Source organism: Saccharopolyspora shandongensis (genome assembly GCF_900106995.1).
Classification (GTDB): Bacteria; Actinomycetota; Actinomycetes; order Mycobacteriales; family Pseudonocardiaceae; genus Saccharopolyspora; species Saccharopolyspora shandongensis.
Genome location: NZ_FNOK01000100.1, coordinates 1 through 15,605, shown reverse-complemented (window position 1 = coordinate 15,605; position 15,605 = coordinate 1). Strand labels below are relative to the sequence as shown.

The following is a 15,605-nucleotide window of genomic DNA, read 5'->3' as shown; positions in this document are numbered from 1 at the left end:
CACCATCGCCGCGATTCGTGGCCTGCTCCTCCAGGAGGTTCTGACTCCGGCAGTCCACTCGGAGGACGCGGTCGCCTTGATCCTGCGCATGAGCAAGGGCCAATCCGTTCCACGGACACATCCGGGGCCTTGAGCAGGGAGTACTGCAACGACGGTGTGACGTGGGATGCTGAGGGCTGTCGGCGGTGATGATCACCGCGTGGTGGATCTTGCAAGGTGAGTGGCGTCGTTGGATGCCGTGGTGGAGCTGATCTTCAGCCGTTTCGCCAGGTCCGAGCCGCGCCAGCGGGTCGGTACCTACCTGCGGAGGCTGCTGGCAGGGCGGGAGCGGAAGAACGGCTGGACGCTGGCTGAGAATGGCGGGGCGGTCTCGCCGGACGGGATGCAGCGGTTGCTGCGCACCACGGACTGGGACGTCGACCGACAGCAGATCCATCCCGCCCGACAAGCTCACCCTCGATCGCATCGACGCCGACGCGATCACCGCGTTCCTCGACTGGCTGGAAGCCGAACGGCACAACGGCATCTCGACCCGCAACCAGCGCCTGGCCGTGGTCAGCTCGTTCTTCCGGTGGCTGCAATCCCAGGAGCCGGCCAGGATGGCCGGCTGTCAGGACATCCTCGCCATCCCCGCCAAACGCAAAGCCCAGCCGAGCGTCAATCACCTCACCGTCGAGCAGACCCGCCGTCTGCTCGCCCAGCCCGACCGGTCCACCCGGCGAGGCCGCCGTGACGCGACCCTGCTGGCCACCCTCTACGACACCGCCGCCAGGGTTTCCGAATTCGCTGACCTGACCGTGCGCGACATCCGCCTGCAACCGCCTGCCCTGGCCGCTGCTGGCTACGGCGCCGGCCGCGACCGCCACGTCCGGGCCCGTGACTGAACCTGCGCCGGAACCAGAGGAGCCGCAATGCGTACAGAAATGCTTGACAGGGATGCCGGGCGCGCTGCCGCCGCTGGCGACATCGAGATCGCTGCTCGGTTGACGCGCCAGCTGGTGATGCTGGAGTCGCTGGTCAGGCGAGCGAAGCCGGGCCGTTCCGAGGTGGAGCTCGAGTCCGCGTGGTTACCGCTGCTCATGAAGCTCGCCGAGGAGGGCCTGCAGCGCGCGGGGGAGATCGCCGCAGCGCTGTGCATGAGCCCGTCGACGATCAGCCGGCAGGTCGCCATGCTGGTCGGGTCCGGGCTCATCGAGCGCCGGGCCGATCCCGACGATGGTCGTGCCAGTCTGCTCGCCGCGACCGCCACCGACTGCCGAATGCTCGACGCCGAGCGGCGTCGCAGGGCCGCCCAATACATCGACGCCCTCGCTGGCTGGCCTCCCGAAGCTCGTGGCCGTTCGCAGACCTGCTCGGCTACTTCGTCGGCGATCTTCAGCGCACGAGGAAGGAATAGCACCATGTTGCTCGAACGACGTTCCGCATCCGTGCCGCCTTGGCGCCGGAAACTGCGCTGGTACCTCGCGGAGTTCGTGGAGTGCCTGGCCTCGGTGGGTTACACGATGGCCGGTGTCTGCCCGCCGCCACCTCCGCGGTCGCCGGACGACACCATCCCGGAACCACGGAAGGAGCCGTAATAAGGGGACTCCCCAACGCGGGGGCGGCTCGATCGTGCCGCCGCGCGTTTCCTCGTTCACCTGATGCGTTTTTCGCTCCCGGTCCAGGCCTTGTCCCGCAACACGAACTTCTGGATCTTCCCGGTGGAGGTCTTCGGCAGCTCGGCGAACACGACCGTTTTCGGCGCCTTGAACCGGGCCAGCCTGCCCTTCACGTGCTCGATGAGCTCCGCCTCAGTAGCGGTGGCCCCGTCGTGCAGCGTCACGTAGGCGGCGGGGACCTCACCCCAGCGCTCGTCCGGCACCGCGATCACCGCGACCTCCAGCACCGCCGGATGGTCCATGATCGCCTGCTCCACCTCGACCGACGCGATGTTCTCTCCACCGGAGATGATCACGTCCTTCGAGCGGTCGCGCAGCTCCACGTACCCGTCGGGGTGCATGACGCCGATGTCCCCGGTCCGGAACCAGCCGTCCGGCACCGCCGCCAGGGTGGCCTCCGGGTCGTCGAGGTAGCCGAGCATGAGGTTGTTGCCGCGCAACGCGATCTGCCCTGTGGTGATCCCGTCCGCCGGGACGTCCGTACCGTCCTCCGCGATGACCCGCGGAACGCAGGCGATCATGTTCCCGACGCCCTGGCGCGCCTTGAGCCGCGCCCGCGCTTCGGCGTCACGGTCGTTCCATTCCGGGCGCCAGTCGCACAGCATGGCGGGTCCGTAGGTCTCGGTCAGTCCGTACAGGTGCGTGACATCGAACCCCAGCTCCGTCGTTCGCCGCAGAATCGACGGCGACGGCGGCGCACCACCGGTGGCGATCCGCACCGTGTGCTCAAGCGGCTCGGCCTCGCGGGCGTACGCGATCATCGACAGCACGGTCGGTGCCCCGTTGAGGTGCGTGACGCCCTCCTCCCGCAGCAGCCGCCAGATCTCCGTAGGGTCTACTTTGGACAGACAGATGTGCGTAGCGGCCGCTGCGGTCACCGCCCACGGGAACGTCCATCCGTTGCAGTGGAACATCGGCAGCGTCCACAGGTGCACACTCGACGGCGTCAGCCCGGTATGCCCCACCATCGCCAAGGCCTGCAGGAACGCGCCCCGGTGGTGGTACATCACGCCCTTCGGGCGGCCAGTGGTCCCCGACGTGTAGTTGATCGACAGCAGCGACCGCTCGTCGGCCGGGGTCCGGTGCAGCGGCTGCGCCGCGGCCAGCAGGTCCTCGTACTCCTGTCCCGACCGGATCCGGCGTGGCGGGGCGTCCATCCGGGCGAGCACCTCATCCGCCAGCGCGTCGAACGACGGGTCGTGGATCAGCACGGCGGCGCGGGAGTGCGCCAGGATGTAGGCGACCTCGTCCGCGGCCAGCCGGGTGTTCACCGCGACCAGTGGCACTCCTGTCCACGGCACCCCGTAGTGCGCCTCCAGCGCCACGTGGGTGTTCGGTGCCAGCACCGCCACTGGACGACCTCCGGCCAGCGGCGTGAGTCCGCCCGCGAGCCGCTGGCACCGGTCGTGCAGCTCCGCGTAGGTCCACTGGGACCGCCCATCCACCACCGCGACCCGATCTCCGTGCGCCGCTGCGGCTCGATCCAGGTACGACGTCGGGGTCAGCGGCTCGAAGGACAAGGAGTCCACGTCGGGAGTCATCGCACGCCTCCACGGGCCGGGTTGCCGGTCATGAGGAAGAAGTACATGTCCACCCTTCCCTTAAATGTTATTGACGAGTAACGTAAGCCGCGTCAACCACGACGTCAAGGCATCACGTGAGCCCTGAAAATGTTATCGGTAAGTAGCATAGCTGGGTGATTCGGGAACAGGGAGATTCGGCATGACCACCGCGACAGGACTGAGGAACCGTGCGGCGACCTCGGCGGAGAGCGTGCGGGCCGCAGTGGACGCGCTGGCCGCGGGGCGCATGGTAGTGGTCGTGGACGACCACGACCGCGAGAACGAGGGCGACCTGATTCTGGCCGCCGAGAGCGTGACGCCTGAGCAGATGGCCTTTCTCGTCGCGCACACGACCGGCATCGTCTGCACGCCGATGACCTCCGAGCGGGCCGACGCGCTCGGGCTTCCGCCGATGGTGGCCGACAACCAGGACGCGCACGGCACGGCGTTCACCGTGACCGTGGACCACGTGGACACCGGTACCGGTGTCTCGGCGACCGCGCGGGCGCAGACGTGCCGTGTACTGGCGGACCCGGCCACGACGCCTGACATGCTCCGCCGCCCGGGCCACATCTTCCCGTTGAGGGCGCGCGAGGGCGGCGTCCTGGTCCGTGCTGGGCACACCGAGGCCACTGTCGATCTGCTGCGGTTTGCCGGTCGCCGGCCGGTCGGCATCATCAGTGAGCTGATCGGTGACGACGGCGAGATGCTGCGTGGTGCGGCGCTGACCGCGTTCGCGCAGGACCACGACCTGCCGGTGCTCGCGATCGCCGACCTGATCCGCTACCGGCGCGCCACGGAAGAGCTCGTCGAACCCGTGGCGAACTCGACGATGCCGACCGTCTTCGGCGACTTCGAGGCGATCGCGTACCGGTGGCATGTGGACGGTGCCGAGCACCTGGCTCTCGTCATGGGCGACATCGCAGCGGCCACGCGCTCCGAGCGGGGCGTCCTGGCCCGCGTGCACAGCGAGTGCCTCACGGGCGACATCCTCGGCTCGTTGCGCTGTGACTGCGGAACGCAGCTCGAGCAAGCGATGCGCGCCGTGGCTGAGGAGGGCTGTGGTGTCATCGTCTACCTGCGCGGGCACGAAGGGCGCGGCATAGGACTGGCTCACAAGATCCGCGCCTACGCGTTGCAGGAGCTCGGTCTGGACACCGTCGACGCGAACACCGCGCAGGGCCTTCCCGTCGACTCCCGCAGTTATGGTGCCGGGGCCCAGATTCTCGCTCACCTGGGAGTCCGCAGGCTGCGCCTGATCACCAACAACCCCGAAAAGTACGACGATCTGAATGGGGACGCGCTCGAGATCGTGGAACGGGTCGCGCTGCCAGCCGTCGAGACCCCGCAGAACCTACGCTACCTGCGCACCAAACGAGACCGCATGGGCCATGCGTTCGCATCACCGGCTACGATGGCCGGGCTGGAGACCGGCCCGGCCGTGCAGTCAGCTGGGTAGCGGCTGCGACGCGGTCTTCGGCAGCCGCGCCACGGTGATCACGCCGACCAGCGCCACCGCGACGATCCAGTAGACGGGGCTGGTCCTGCTTCCGGTGCCGGCCACGAGGGCCGCGGCGACCAGCGGCGTGATGCCGCCGATGATCGCACCGATGTTGTACCCGAGCGCGATGCCCGAGTAGCGCACGTTCGCCGGGAACATTTCGGTGGCCAGCGGCCAGGCCGGAACCTGCGCCCAGCCGCTGAAGAACAGGCAGACCACGTAGACCACCCCGACCACCCAGAGGCTGGTAGTGGCGATGAGCAGCGCGAAGACCGGCCAGGCTATGACGGCGTAGGCGATGTAGGACGCGAGCAGGATCGGCTTCCGGTCGAAGCGATCCGTCAACCTGCCTGCCCAGGGATAGGTCATCGTGGCCAGTGCGATGGACAGCGCCGACGTCCAGGCGACACCGGTCGCGGAAAACCCTTCCTGCTGCAGGAAGATCGCGAAGTAGGCGACGCCGAAGTAGCCCGTGCCGTTGAAGGCGATGGCCAGGCCCGCGACGCGGGCCACTGACAGCGGGTGGCTCCGCAGCGCGGCCAGCATCGGGCCGCGCACGATCGCGGCCTTCTCCTTGAGCTCCTGGAACTGGGGCGACTCCTCCACCCGCAGGCGAGCCCACAGGCACACCACGGTGAGCAGCAGCGAGAGCAGGAACGGGAGCCGCCAGCCCCACACCGGCATCTGGTCGGCCGGGACCAGTAACCGGACCACCCCGACCACGGCCGCGGCCACCGCGAACCCGAGCGTGGACCCGATGGAGATCGTCGACCCGTAGTAACCCCGCTTGCCCGGCGGCGCCAGCTCGGCGATGTAGGTCGCCGCGCCGCCGATCTCACCGCCTGCCGCGAGTCCCTGGGCGAGTCGCGCGAGGATGATGGCGATCGTCGCGGCGACTCCGACCTGCCCGTAGGTGGGCAGCAGGCCGATCACGCCGGACGCGACGCCCATCGACACGATCGTCGCGACGAGAGCGGTCCGTCGGCCCCGCCGATCACCGAGGCGGCTGAAGAACCAGCCGCCCAGCGGGCGGATGAGGTAGGACGACGCGAACACCGCGAGCGTGGACAGCGTCGAGACCGTCGGATTGTGGCTGGGGAAGAACAACGGTCCGATGGTCAACGTCAGGAGTCCGTAGACGCTGAAATCGTAGTACTCGATCAGCGTCCCGACGCCACCCGCGAGCGAGGCGCGCCGGGCGGATCTCGAGCTGATCACCTTCTCGGAATGCTGTGCGGTCGTCATTGACTCTCCTTGTCATTCCCGAGGAAGCGCGACAGTCGGGTGGTTCCCATCACTGGACGCTTCCGCCGGGGCGGTTTGCGAGGCACCCTTGTCAGGTCGGTGGTCGGCAGCGGGGATTTCCGTCAGATGTCGGGGCGCACCGGTACGGCGCCGTCGATCGCGTGCTACACCGCGTGGATCGGCACGAGCTGTGTGCGCGAACATTCGCCGCGCTTCGCACCTATCGACTCTGACTCGTCGCGTGCGGACGCGCAATGCGGTGGCTTGCAAGGACTATTGCGAATTCCGCACGGATGGATGTGGAAGCGGAATTGCTGACGACGCAATGTATCTATTGTGGACAATCTGCGGAACGGGAATGCGCCCTGTCGCTGTCGATCGGTCGACGAGTCGCCGGTGCGTGCTCGCCGATTCCTCTGGCGGACAGGGAAAACGGCGATGAGTGCGTCGCGTCAGACCGCGTCCGGCGGGACGAGCAGCGCGTTGATCGCCGCGGTCTGGATGGTCTTCCCGACACTCTCGGGATCCAGTCCGCTGTTGAACTGCGGAACGGAGTTGATCATCGAGAAGACGGCGTGGGTGAGGATGCGGGTCTGCGCGTCCGACAGATCGGGCCGCAGCCGCTCGACCAGGCCGCTCCACTCCTCGGCGTAGAGGCGCATCAACCGCCGCATGCGATGGCGTTCGTCCTCGGGGACGTTGTGCTCGTTCTTCAGGAAGACGAGTGTGGACGGCACGTTCTGCAGACTGCGTGTGACGTGGTAGTCGATCATCTCTTCGAGAGCCTTGCGCGGGTCCGTCACCTTGGCCGCGATCTCGCGCGCGTGGGCGAGCAGGTCGTTCAGCGGGTCCTCGAGCACGGCGACGAGCAATGCCTGCTTGCTCGGAAAGTGCCGGTAGAGCGCGGGACCGGACACCCCGGCTCGTGCACCGATCATCTCGTTGGTGACCGCGTCGAAGGCGCGTTCGTGGAACAGTTCGCCAGCGACCCTGATCAGCTCCTGCCGGCGGGTGCCGCGCGGCGAAGCGGTACGAGGAGAGGATGAGCTCGACACAGGTCCAGTTTAAGTGACGGGCCGATAACGTGATTGCGCGTACTCCGAGAGCAGGTCCGCCACGGCGTTGAGACAGGCGAACCCCAGCTCGGACGACATGCCCCGGGGGTCGCCGAGAACCCCGTTGGGGGCGACGGCCTTGACGCCGCCGGTCAACACCTGGGCCAGCATGTCCTCGTCCATCGTCCCGGTGAAGCCCGCGTCGGCGCGGTCGCTGCGGACGAGGTCCGGCCGCACTGCCAGCATGATCGAACTTTCGGCGATGTCGGCGTGACCTCCGACCCGTTCGGCGAGGGCGGCGATGTGGCCGGCCGCGTCTCGCCAGACGTCGAGGATCGCGGCCGAGTCCGCGAAGGCGATGACGTCGGGACCGTCGGGGAGCCGCGCCGCGAGCTTCGGCTCGATCTCGCCGAGCAACGGGTAGTTGCCGATGTGGGCGGAGAAGATCAGCACACGCTGGAAGCCGTGCGCGGCGAGGCTCGCGCAGCAGTCGAAACAGATCGTTTCGAGGGTCTCGGCCTGCACGGAGAGTGTCCCGGCGAAACCGAGGTGGTGCGCCGAGCAGCCGATCCGCACCGTCGGAAGCACGAGCGCGTCGCCGAGCCGCTCGGCGACAAGGACGCCCAGGCGATCGGCGTGCTCGCTGTCGACCGACAGCGGGAGGTGCGCGCCGTGCTGTTCCGTGGCCCCCAACGGCAGGACAGCGGTGCGCATGCCGCTCGCGATGGCGTCCGCGATCTCGGGCGAGGTCAGGTACTCGATCCTCAGTTCGCTCATGGGCGGCCTCGTTCCATCTTGCGTCCTCGCTGACCGACAAAATTACTCGCTGATAACACTTGGCGCCTCTCAATCGACGCTTGACCAGCTTCGAGCCACGCTCTACGTTAGTCGTCAGTAACATTTGATGGAAGGGCTGGCATGGACTTCATCCTCATGACCGAGGGGGACACCCCGGTAGGGCTCACGCACGAGCACCGCTACCGGGAGCTGATCGACGAGGTGCTACTCGCCGAGCGAGTCGGTTTCGACGCCTTCGGCAGCTCCGAGCAGCACGTCGCGATCGGCACCGCGACGGTGTCCGCTCCGGAGGTGCTCTACCCGTACCTGATGGCTCTGACGAACCGGATCCGCTTCATCCACCTGGTGACGCTGCTGCCGACGCGGATGAACCACGCGCTGCGCGTCGCGGAACGCATCGCGACCGAGGACATCCTGTCCCACGGCCGAGTCGAGCTGGGTACCGGACGTGGCAACACAACGCTCGCGTTGCGCGCGTTCGAGGTCGACCCGACCGAGAACAAGGCGCAGTGGCGCGAAGGCATCGACCTGATCCGCCGCGCGTTCCTCGAGGACCCGTTCTCCTTCGTGGGCGAGCACTACAAGATCCCGCCGCGCAGCCTGGTGCCCAAGCCCCTGCAGTGGCCCTATCCACCGATCTCCGCCGCAACCGGCAGCCCGAGCTCGGTCGAGACCGCCGCCGAACTGGGCATCGGAGCCATCATGGGCGGGTTCTACCTCGGGTTCGACCTCGTGGAGAACCTGCTGAAGCTCTACGACGAGACCCTGGCCGCCACCAGCCACCCGTACCCGATCACGCCGCGCAAGATGGTCACGATCAGCGGTGGCATGCACTGTGCGGAGACCACGGTGCTGGCGCGTGAGCAGGCGAAGCCCTTGTTCGACATGGCCAAGCTCTCGACCGGTGCCTACGAGCGGCTCTCCACGCTGTCGAAGGACTACGCGTACATGGGCGCGGTCAAGGACGTCGACTTCGATGATGAGGAGTACATGTTCGAGCGCTCGCAAGGCTTCCTCGTCGGCGACCCGGACCACTGCATCGAGCACGTGCAGCGGTACGTGGACATGGGTGTCGACGCGCTCGTGCTGCGCGTCGACAGCCTGCCCCACGACCAGCTCCTGCGCTCGATCGAACTGTTCGGCAAATACGTGATCCCGCGCTTCAAGCACCCGCGCAACGTGGTGCGCCCAGCCGACGACGTGCTCGCCGACATCCGGGCTGCGCGCCCCGCGCACGAACAGGCGCTGCGCAAGTTCCAGACCGAGCAGAACCTCCTGAACGAGAAGGAGTCCGTGCAATGAGCGACCTCTACAACCACGGTACCGGCGATGTCCTCATCGAGCGCCGCGACGACGGCGTTCTGCTGATCACGCTCAACCGCCCCGACCGGTACAACTCGCTCACCCTGCCGATGTTCGAGGAGATGAATCGGATCTGGGCCGATGTCGAGCGCGACGAACAGACCAAGGTCGTCGTCATCACCGGAGCCGGCAAGGCTTTCTGCACGGGCATGGACGTCGCCCAGCCCGACCCCACGTCCGAGCAGGCGCTGGCGATGCTGGAGTCGGAACGTCAGCGGGTCTCGACGGTCCTGCGGATCGAGAAACCGATCATCTCGGCGATCAACGGCCCCGCGGTGGGCTACGGACTCTCGACCGCGCTGCTGGCCGACATCAGCATCGCGGCGGACGACGCGGTGCTGATCGAGGGCCACACCCGGGTCGGGGTGACCGCCGGGGACCACGCGGCGCTGATCTGGCCGCTGCTGGTGGGTATGGCCAAGACCAAGTACTACGTGCTCACTTCGGAGAAGCTGACCGGTACCGAGGCCGAGCGGATCGGGCTCGTGAGCCTGTCCGTCCCGCGCGAGCAGGTATTGCCGCGCGCCCTGGAGGTCGCGTCCCAGCTGGCACGCGGTTCCCAGCAGGCGATCCGGTTCACCAAACGCGCACTCAACGCCTGGCTCACCAACGCGGTGCCCCAGCACGAGCTGTCCGCTGCGCTGGAGATCCTCGACTTCGCCGGCGCCGACTACGCCGAAGCACGCCAGGCATTCCGCGAGAAGCGCGCTGTCGACTTCCCCTCCGCCCGCACCGCCGGCGCCCCGGCGAACTGACCGGAGACGAGCATGACCGCAGCCTCACACCACACAGCGCTCGGCGCCGTGCACATGTCGGCCGAGGTGGATGGCGTGATCGTCCTGACGCTGAACCACCCGCCGGCCAACGCGCTGAGCAACGCGCTCGTCAGCGAGCTGACGACCACACTGGATATTCTCGCCGGGCGGCCCGACGCCCCCGCGGTGGTCCTCACGGGAGCCGGTGAGCGCTTCTTCTGCGCAGGCGGCGATCTCAAGGAAGCCAACGGCTACCAAGCCGAGTCGATGGTCGAGCGGATGACGGCGTTCCACGCGCTGTTGCGCGCGCTGGAAGACTTTCCCCGGCCGTTGGTGTGCGCGGTCAACGGCTGGTGCGTCGGTGGCGGCATCGAAATGGCGCTGTTCGCCGATGTCGTGTACGCCTCGGCCGTGGCGCGGTTCGTCTTCCCCGAGGTGAATCACGGGATGCTGCCCGCGGTGAAGGGAATCGCGCGGGTGCGCGCCGTCCTGGGCGATCGCGCGGCCCGGCGCCTCCTGCTGGGCGGCGAGCCTGTCGACGCGTTCGAGGCGCAGACCATGGGGCTCGTCGACCACGTGGACGAGCAGGGCGACCTGCTCACAGCGGCTGTGGCGTACGCGCGCACGGCAGCGGCGAAACCGCCGGCCGTGTTCGCGGCGCTCAAACGGGCGTTGTGCGCGGACATCGCCGGATTGCCTGCCGAGGAACAGTTGCGCGTCACGGCCGCTGACGCGCGCACGATATTCACCGACCCGGCCGCTCGAGCCGCTCGCGAGGCATGGAATGACTGATCGAATGCACGAGCTGGACCCGGCCACCTTCCGTTCCGTGCTAGGCCGCTTTCCTTCAGGCGTGACGATCGTGACGACGCGAAGTGAGTCCGGCACGCTGCACGGGTTCACCGCGAGCTCGTTCGCGTCGCTGTCGCTCGACCCGCCACTGATCCTGGTGTGCCTGGACCGGCGAGCCAACTGTTTCCCCGTCTTCCAGGCGGCTGAGCGGTTCGTCGTGAACATCGCGACGCCCGCGCACGCGGACCTCGCGATCAAGTTCGCGACGAAGGGGGAGAACAAGTTCGCCGAGGGGAACTTCGAGTTCGACGAAGAGGGGCATCCGCTCCTGCCCGACGCGGCGGCGGTCATCCGGTGCGAACTCGAGCAGGTCGTACCAGGCGGAGATCACGTGATCCTCATCGGCCGGGTGCACGACGCGCGGGCAGGCAGCGACGAGCCGGTGATGTGGTACCGAGGTGACTTCCTTCATCTCGGAGAGAGCGCTGCATGAACATCACCGCGCGGGGGCGTGTCAGCTCCGGAAGAGAGGCCGTGTCATGGACCTGACCAATTTCGAACCGACCCGGACCTTTCCGGGGCTGCTGCTCGATCGCGCGCGTAGAGAACCCGACGCCGTCGCGATGCGTCACTGGCGTGACGGGGTCGTGCAGGAGATCACCTGGCGGTCCTATGCGGATCATGTCCGTGATCTCGCGCTCGGACTCGTCGCGCACGGGGTCAAGCACGGTGACCGTGTCGCGGTGATGTGCAGCGCTCGCCCGGAGTGGGTGTTCGCCGCGCTGGCCGTGCAGAGCGTGGGCGGCGTCGTGATCGGCGTGTACCCGACCAACTCGGTCGCCGAGATCGAGCAACTCCTCGCGCACAGCGAGGCGCTCGCGTTCATCGGCGAGACGGCGACGGAGCTCACCAAGGTCGCGAACGTCGCCGCACGCACCCCGTCTCTGCGACTCGTGCTCGGCATCGACGACGCTCCGCCGGCGCTGCCCGAGCCGGTCACCGGAATGACGTGGGACGCGCTGCGCGACGAAGGAGCGTGGCACGCCGGCGACAAACCGGATCGACTGTCCGAGTTGGTCGCCGCCGGATCCCTCGACGACGCCGCCGTGCTCTTTTACACGTCGGGGTCCACGGGAGCTCCGAAGGGCGTCACGCACTCGCACCGGACCCTCCAACATTCGGTCCAGACCTTCTCCGGGTTGTACCCGGACATCACCCGCCGCCGATACGACGTGGTGGGCTTCCTGCCGCTGGCGCACGTGGCGCCGGCGCTGGTGGTGGTCTTCGCCCCGCTGCTCACCAAGCTGATGGTCACCTACTGCCGCATGGACGTCTACGAAGAGGTTTTGCGCTCCGTGCGGCCGACGTCAGTGCTCTGGCCGCCACGGTTCTACGAGAAGATCGCCGGTGAACTGATCGCACGAACCAAGTCCTGGCCCTGGTTCCGGCGCCGCGCCTACGACGCCGCCATGTGGGTCGGCCGCAGGCTGGCCGAGAACCGCTGGTCCCACCGCCGGCCGTCGGCGCTGCTGCGGATCGCCTACGCCGCGGCACTCCGCGGGGTCTTCCTGCCATTGCGGGCGACCGTCGGTATGGATCGCATGCGCGTCGCCTACACCGCATCCGCCGCGATGCCCGAGAGCGTCCTCGCGATCTGGCAGATCTGGGGCCTCGATCTTCGCGAGAACTACGGTCTCACCGAGACCGGGGGATGTCCCATCGCGCACTTCGACCAGCCGTTCCCTCGTCCGGGCTTCATTGGCAGGGAGTTCCCGGACCCGCGTTTCCAGGTGAAAGTCGCGGACGACGGCGAAATGCTGATCAGCGCGCCCTTGCTGTTCACCGAATACTGGGGCAACCCGGCGGAAACCGAGGCTGTTCTGCAGGACGGCTGGTTCCGCACCGGTGACCTGATGGAGCGGGCACCCCGCGGCGACATCCGGCTCATCGGCCGGAAGAAGGACGTGATCATCACCCGCGGCGGCAAGACGATCAATCCTCAGCCCATCGAAACCCGGTTGAAGGAGAGCTTGCTGATCGACGAGGCGATCGTGGTCGGCGATGCGCGCAAGTACCTCACCGTCCTGCTCGAGCCGAGCGCGAGCGCGGACGCCCCGTCTGCTGAGGCCCTGGCCGAAAGCCTGCGAGCAGAGGTCGCCAGGGTCAACGCGGACCTTGCGCGTGTGGAGCAGTTGAAGGACTTTCGTGTGCTGCCGCGGTCCCTGGAGGTCGAGCGCGGCGAGCGGACCGCGAACGGCAAGATCAAACGCACGGCCGTCGTAAGTTCGTTCGCGGCGCTGATCGACGACATGTACGGCGTGAACGACGACGCTGCGATCGCGGACCACGTGCGTTCGAAGCCGAACTAGGGGAAGGGCCGGGCCAGCCGCGGCGGTGCCCCTCCGGGCCGCGGTCGGCCCCCTCACCGCCCCGTCCATCCGAGCGTGCGCGACAGGAGGTGGAGCCATGCCGATTCCTGACTTGACACTGCAGCAGCTTCGAGCGGTCCAGGCCGTCGCCGCATCCGGAAGCTTCACCAAAGCGGCCGCGGTCGAACACATCTCACAGTCGGTTCTCAGCCGGAGGATCAAGGAGGTCGAGCGTCTCCTGCGGGTGCGGTTGTTCGATCGCACCACTCGGCAGCTCGACACCACCGCAGCGGGCCAAGCCTTTCTGCTCATGACGGGCACGGTCCTGGACGACCTCGACACGCAGTTGCAACGTTTCATGTCCTACGTGGCGGCCCAGTCCGGAACCGTTGCCCTGGCGGCACTTCCGTCGCTGGCCGCTGTGGTGCTGCCGGACATGATCCGTGGTTTCATGCCGGACCACTCCGAGGTGACGTTTGAGATCAGGGACGGGGACGCCGCCGAGGTGCTCGGGCACCTCGGATCGGGAACTGCCGAACTCGGCTTGAGCGCCAACGGGGACCTGCCGCACGATTTTTGCTTCATGCCGTTGCTGCGGGAACAGTTCTACGGCGTCGCGCACCACAGCCATCGTTGGTCGATGCAGGGTTCCCTCTCGTGGTCGGACTTCGGGGGCGAGACGGTGGTCGCGACGCCGCCCGGGACCAGTATCCGAGCGATGACCGACGCAGTGTTCGGCGAGCACTCGATCCCGGTGAGCCGGCATTTCAACGCGCCGAGCGTGGCGGCGATCGGCGGGCTCCTGCGGGCGGGCGTGGGTGTGGCGGCGTTGCCCGCGTTGGAGTTGCAGGGCTTCGGCCTGGATGATCTCGTGGTGGTACCCGTGAAATCGCCGAATGCGACGAGAGTCACCGGTGTGGTGTACCGCGGCGGTCAAGACCTCTCGCCGGCCGCGGCTGGATTTCTGGACTTCGTGCGTGCGGCTGAGATCGATCCCCCGCGAGGGTGTCTCGCGTTCTCGGCGAAGCGGCCGACGTGGCCGGCCGCGCACCCGATGTGACTGTCTGAAAGGGACGGTTTCGTGTTGGGGGCGCCTTGAGTGAGTGGCCCGCTACTGCGGTCCGTACACGACGAAGGTGTTTCCCCAGGGGTCGCGCGCGACGGCTCGCACCTCGTGCGGGCCCCGCTCCGGTTGCCGGACAACGGATCCGCCGCTTTCCACCAGTGTGGCCAGTGCCGCGGCGACGTCGGACACCTTGAACGACGCCGCAGGCGCGCCACCGGTGATGTCTTCCGAAGGGCCGGCGAGGGCGAGCGTGGTGCCGCCCGCGTCGAGGGCGGCGTAGCGGTCGCCGTCGACGAATTTCGTTGCCAGGACGAGAGTTGTGGCGTAGAACTGCACGGCCGCGTCCACATCCTCCACCGGGTGCAGCACATTTCCCAATTTTACCGGCTCGATTTTCGTGGTGTCGTTCATACGGTGAACGTAGTCGATTGTTTCTCCGGAGCCGGGATTCTTGCGACATCGGCAACAATCCTGGGCGGTCGGAGCGTTGTGCGACGGGATGGAAACGGGCAACGATGTGGAAGTTCCACTGCGGTAAGCGGTTTGTGCTCTATGAAGGAGTTCTTCAATGTCCGCGCTCATCGTTCCCCCTGCCATGCTCGACACATGCGAGGATCGGTTGATGGTGCTCGCGGAGATCGAGCAGCGGGTGCGGTGGCTGGCCACCGCGATCATCGACCATGCCAACCGGGTCCGGCCCAACCCGACCGGGCTGAAGGTCGGCGGTCACCAGGCGTCGTCGGCGTCGATGACCACGCTGATGACCGCGCTCTGGTTCGAGCATCTGCGCTCGGGGGACCGGGTTTCGGTCAAGCCCCACGCCTCACCGGTGCTGCACGCGATCAACTACCGGCTGGGAGAGCTCGACGAGTCGTACCTGACCACGTTGCGGGAGTTCGGCGGGTTGCAGAGCTACCCGTCGCGCTCGAAGGACCCGGACCCGGTGGACTACTCGACCGGCTCGGTCGGCATCGGCGCGACAGCACCGATCTGGGGTGCGGTGGCACGGCGTTGCGTCACGACGCTGGGGGAGCAGACCGCGAGCCGGGCGGCAGTACTCCTTGGTCGGCGATGCGGAACTGGACGAGGGCGAGGTCTGGGAAGCGCTCATGGACCCGATGGTGGCCGAACTGGGCGAGGTCGTGTGGATCGTCGACCTGAACCGGCAGAGCCTGGACCGGGTGGTGCCAAACATCGGCGCGCCGCGGTTGCAGGGCAGACGCCCGGGTCCTCGGCTCGGCGGGTGCGGAGGTGGTCGCGGTAGGGGTCGACCAGGGTGGGCCGGTATTTCGGGACGCGCTGGATCCGGCCCGCCCGTGCCAGAGATGCCACCGGTCGGCTACCTGCACCGCGCCGGGCAGTGCGTCGCGCACGGCCTGCGCGTAGGTGGTCGATCCGTCCCGGCAGACGACCTCGACCCCGGGATGGGCCCGCAGCCACTC

14 protein-coding genes and 3 pseudogenes are annotated in these 15,605 nt (G+C 67.7%); 11 read left to right on the top strand and 6 right to left on the bottom strand.

Annotated elements, in window-relative coordinates:
- Nucleotides 1-220: 220 nt before the first annotated feature.
- The 3 genes and pseudogenes from BLW84_RS49760 to BLW84_RS44810 form a co-directional block, all read left to right on the top strand.
- Nucleotides 221-421, top strand: a pseudogene (locus tag BLW84_RS49760) (IS701 family transposase); the annotation flags it as partial.
- A complete protein-coding gene (locus BLW84_RS44815; RefSeq protein ID WP_093278706.1) occupies nt 357-884 on the top strand; it encodes a tyrosine-type recombinase/integrase in 528 nt (175 codons plus the stop codon). The pseudogene BLW84_RS49760 and the gene BLW84_RS44815, both read left to right, overlap by 65 nt.
- Nucleotides 885-911: 27 nt before the next feature.
- Nucleotides 912-1,577 carry a MarR family winged helix-turn-helix transcriptional regulator gene (locus BLW84_RS44810; RefSeq protein ID WP_245761825.1) on the top strand — a complete coding sequence of 222 codons (666 nt, stop codon included), beginning with the start codon at nt 912-914 and terminating at the stop codon, nt 1,575-1,577.
- 56 nt (nt 1,578-1,633) lie between these two features.
- On the opposite strand, the gene BLW84_RS44805 is transcribed toward BLW84_RS44810, so the two are convergent.
- Nucleotides 1,634-3,199: an acyl--CoA ligase family protein gene (locus tag BLW84_RS44805; RefSeq protein WP_177227058.1), complete on the bottom strand. Its 1,566-nt coding sequence runs from the start codon at nt 3,197-3,199 to the stop codon at nt 1,634-1,636.
- Nucleotides 3,200-3,380: 181 nt separating this feature from the next.
- Between BLW84_RS44805 and BLW84_RS44800 the strand changes: the two genes are divergently transcribed.
- On the top strand, nt 3,381-4,679 hold the full coding sequence (locus BLW84_RS44800) for a bifunctional 3,4-dihydroxy-2-butanone-4-phosphate synthase/GTP cyclohydrolase II (RefSeq protein ID WP_093278704.1): 1,299 nt from the start codon (nt 3,381-3,383) through the stop codon (nt 4,677-4,679).
- Here the strand turns inward: BLW84_RS44800 and BLW84_RS44795 are convergent.
- From BLW84_RS44795 to BLW84_RS44785, 3 genes are all read right to left on the bottom strand, one after another.
- A complete protein-coding gene (locus BLW84_RS44795; RefSeq protein WP_093278702.1) occupies nt 4,668-5,966 on the bottom strand; it encodes an MFS transporter in 1,299 nt (432 codons plus the stop codon). The genes BLW84_RS44800 and BLW84_RS44795 overlap by 12 nt on opposite strands.
- A gap of 452 nt (nt 5,967-6,418) precedes the next feature.
- Complete coding sequence (locus tag BLW84_RS44790; RefSeq protein WP_207954850.1) at nt 6,419-7,021, bottom strand: TetR/AcrR family transcriptional regulator; 603 nt, start codon at nt 7,019-7,021, stop codon at nt 6,419-6,421.
- 9 nt (nt 7,022-7,030) lie between these two features.
- The gene (locus tag BLW84_RS44785; protein ID WP_093278700.1) at nt 7,031-7,798 is read right to left on the bottom strand and encodes a creatininase family protein; all 768 of its coding nucleotides are present in this window, start codon (nt 7,796-7,798) and stop codon (nt 7,031-7,033) included.
- A gap of 141 nt (nt 7,799-7,939) precedes the next feature.
- Here BLW84_RS44785 and BLW84_RS44780 point away from each other — a divergent pair, with 141 nt between their 5' ends.
- From BLW84_RS44780 to BLW84_RS44755, 6 genes are all read left to right on the top strand, one after another.
- Nucleotides 7,940-9,121 carry an LLM class flavin-dependent oxidoreductase gene (locus BLW84_RS44780; RefSeq protein ID WP_093278699.1) on the top strand — a complete coding sequence of 394 codons (1,182 nt, stop codon included), beginning with the start codon at nt 7,940-7,942 and terminating at the stop codon, nt 9,119-9,121.
- On the top strand, nt 9,118-9,936 hold the full coding sequence (locus tag BLW84_RS44775; RefSeq protein ID WP_093278697.1) for an enoyl-CoA hydratase/isomerase family protein: 819 nt from the start codon (nt 9,118-9,120) through the stop codon (nt 9,934-9,936). Before BLW84_RS44780 ends, BLW84_RS44775 begins: the two co-directional genes overlap by 4 nt.
- Nucleotides 9,937-9,948: 12 nt before the next feature.
- A complete protein-coding gene (locus BLW84_RS44770; RefSeq protein ID WP_093278696.1) occupies nt 9,949-10,728 on the top strand; it encodes an enoyl-CoA hydratase/isomerase family protein in 780 nt (259 codons plus the stop codon).
- Complete coding sequence (locus BLW84_RS44765; RefSeq protein WP_093278695.1) at nt 10,721-11,221, top strand: flavin reductase family protein; 501 nt, start codon at nt 10,721-10,723, stop codon at nt 11,219-11,221. Before BLW84_RS44770 ends, BLW84_RS44765 begins: the two co-directional genes overlap by 8 nt.
- A gap of 46 nt (nt 11,222-11,267) precedes the next feature.
- Complete coding sequence (locus BLW84_RS44760) at nt 11,268-13,097, top strand: AMP-dependent synthetase/ligase (protein WP_093278693.1); 1,830 nt, start codon at nt 11,268-11,270, stop codon at nt 13,095-13,097.
- A gap of 97 nt (nt 13,098-13,194) precedes the next feature.
- On the top strand, nt 13,195-14,157 hold the full coding sequence (locus BLW84_RS44755; RefSeq protein WP_093278691.1) for a LysR family transcriptional regulator: 963 nt from the start codon (nt 13,195-13,197) through the stop codon (nt 14,155-14,157).
- Between the two features lie 51 nt (nt 14,158-14,208).
- Here BLW84_RS44755 and BLW84_RS44750 read toward each other — a convergent pair whose 3' ends face one another.
- Nucleotides 14,209-14,574, bottom strand: coding sequence for a VOC family protein (locus BLW84_RS44750; protein ID WP_093278690.1), 366 nt, complete (start codon nt 14,572-14,574; stop codon nt 14,209-14,211).
- A gap of 184 nt (nt 14,575-14,758) precedes the next feature.
- Between BLW84_RS44750 and BLW84_RS44745 the strand changes: the two are divergent.
- Nucleotides 14,759-15,380: pseudogene (locus tag BLW84_RS44745) on the top strand (thiamine pyrophosphate-dependent enzyme); the annotation flags it as partial.
- Between the two features lie 99 nt (nt 15,381-15,479).
- On the opposite strand, the pseudogene BLW84_RS49755 reads toward BLW84_RS44745, so the two are convergent.
- A pseudogene (locus BLW84_RS49755) lies at nt 15,480-15,605 on the bottom strand (transposase); the annotation flags it as partial.

Bases quoted from the DNA above. Each gene is read 5' to 3' on its own strand.
- BLW84_RS44805 (WP_177227058.1), bottom strand. From the start codon at position 3,199: ATGACTCCCGACGTGGACTCCTTGTCCTTCGAGCCGCTGACCCCGACG.
- BLW84_RS44780 (WP_093278699.1), top strand. From the start codon at position 7,940: ATGGACTTCATCCTCATGACCGAGGGGGACACCCCGGTAGGGCTCACG.
- BLW84_RS44810 (WP_245761825.1), top strand. From the start codon at position 912: ATGCGTACAGAAATGCTTGACAGGGATGCCGGGCGCGCTGCCGCCGCT.
- BLW84_RS44750 (WP_093278690.1), bottom strand. From the start codon at position 14,574: ATGAACGACACCACGAAAATCGAGCCGGTAAAATTGGGAAATGTGCTG.
- BLW84_RS44795 (WP_093278702.1), bottom strand. From the start codon at position 5,966: ATGACGACCGCACAGCATTCCGAGAAGGTGATCAGCTCGAGATCCGCC.
- BLW84_RS44785 (WP_093278700.1), bottom strand. From the start codon at position 7,798: ATGAGCGAACTGAGGATCGAGTACCTGACCTCGCCCGAGATCGCGGAC.
- BLW84_RS44770 (WP_093278696.1), top strand. From the start codon at position 9,949: ATGACCGCAGCCTCACACCACACAGCGCTCGGCGCCGTGCACATGTCG.
- BLW84_RS44815 (WP_093278706.1), top strand. From the start codon at position 357: ATGGCGGGGCGGTCTCGCCGGACGGGATGCAGCGGTTGCTGCGCACCA.
- BLW84_RS44775 (WP_093278697.1), top strand. From the start codon at position 9,118: ATGAGCGACCTCTACAACCACGGTACCGGCGATGTCCTCATCGAGCGC.
- BLW84_RS44765 (WP_093278695.1), top strand. From the start codon at position 10,721: ATGACTGATCGAATGCACGAGCTGGACCCGGCCACCTTCCGTTCCGTG.
- BLW84_RS44755 (WP_093278691.1), top strand. From the start codon at position 13,195: ATGCCGATTCCTGACTTGACACTGCAGCAGCTTCGAGCGGTCCAGGCC.
- BLW84_RS44800 (WP_093278704.1), top strand. From the start codon at position 3,381: ATGACCACCGCGACAGGACTGAGGAACCGTGCGGCGACCTCGGCGGAG.
- BLW84_RS44760 (WP_093278693.1), top strand. From the start codon at position 11,268: ATGGACCTGACCAATTTCGAACCGACCCGGACCTTTCCGGGGCTGCTG.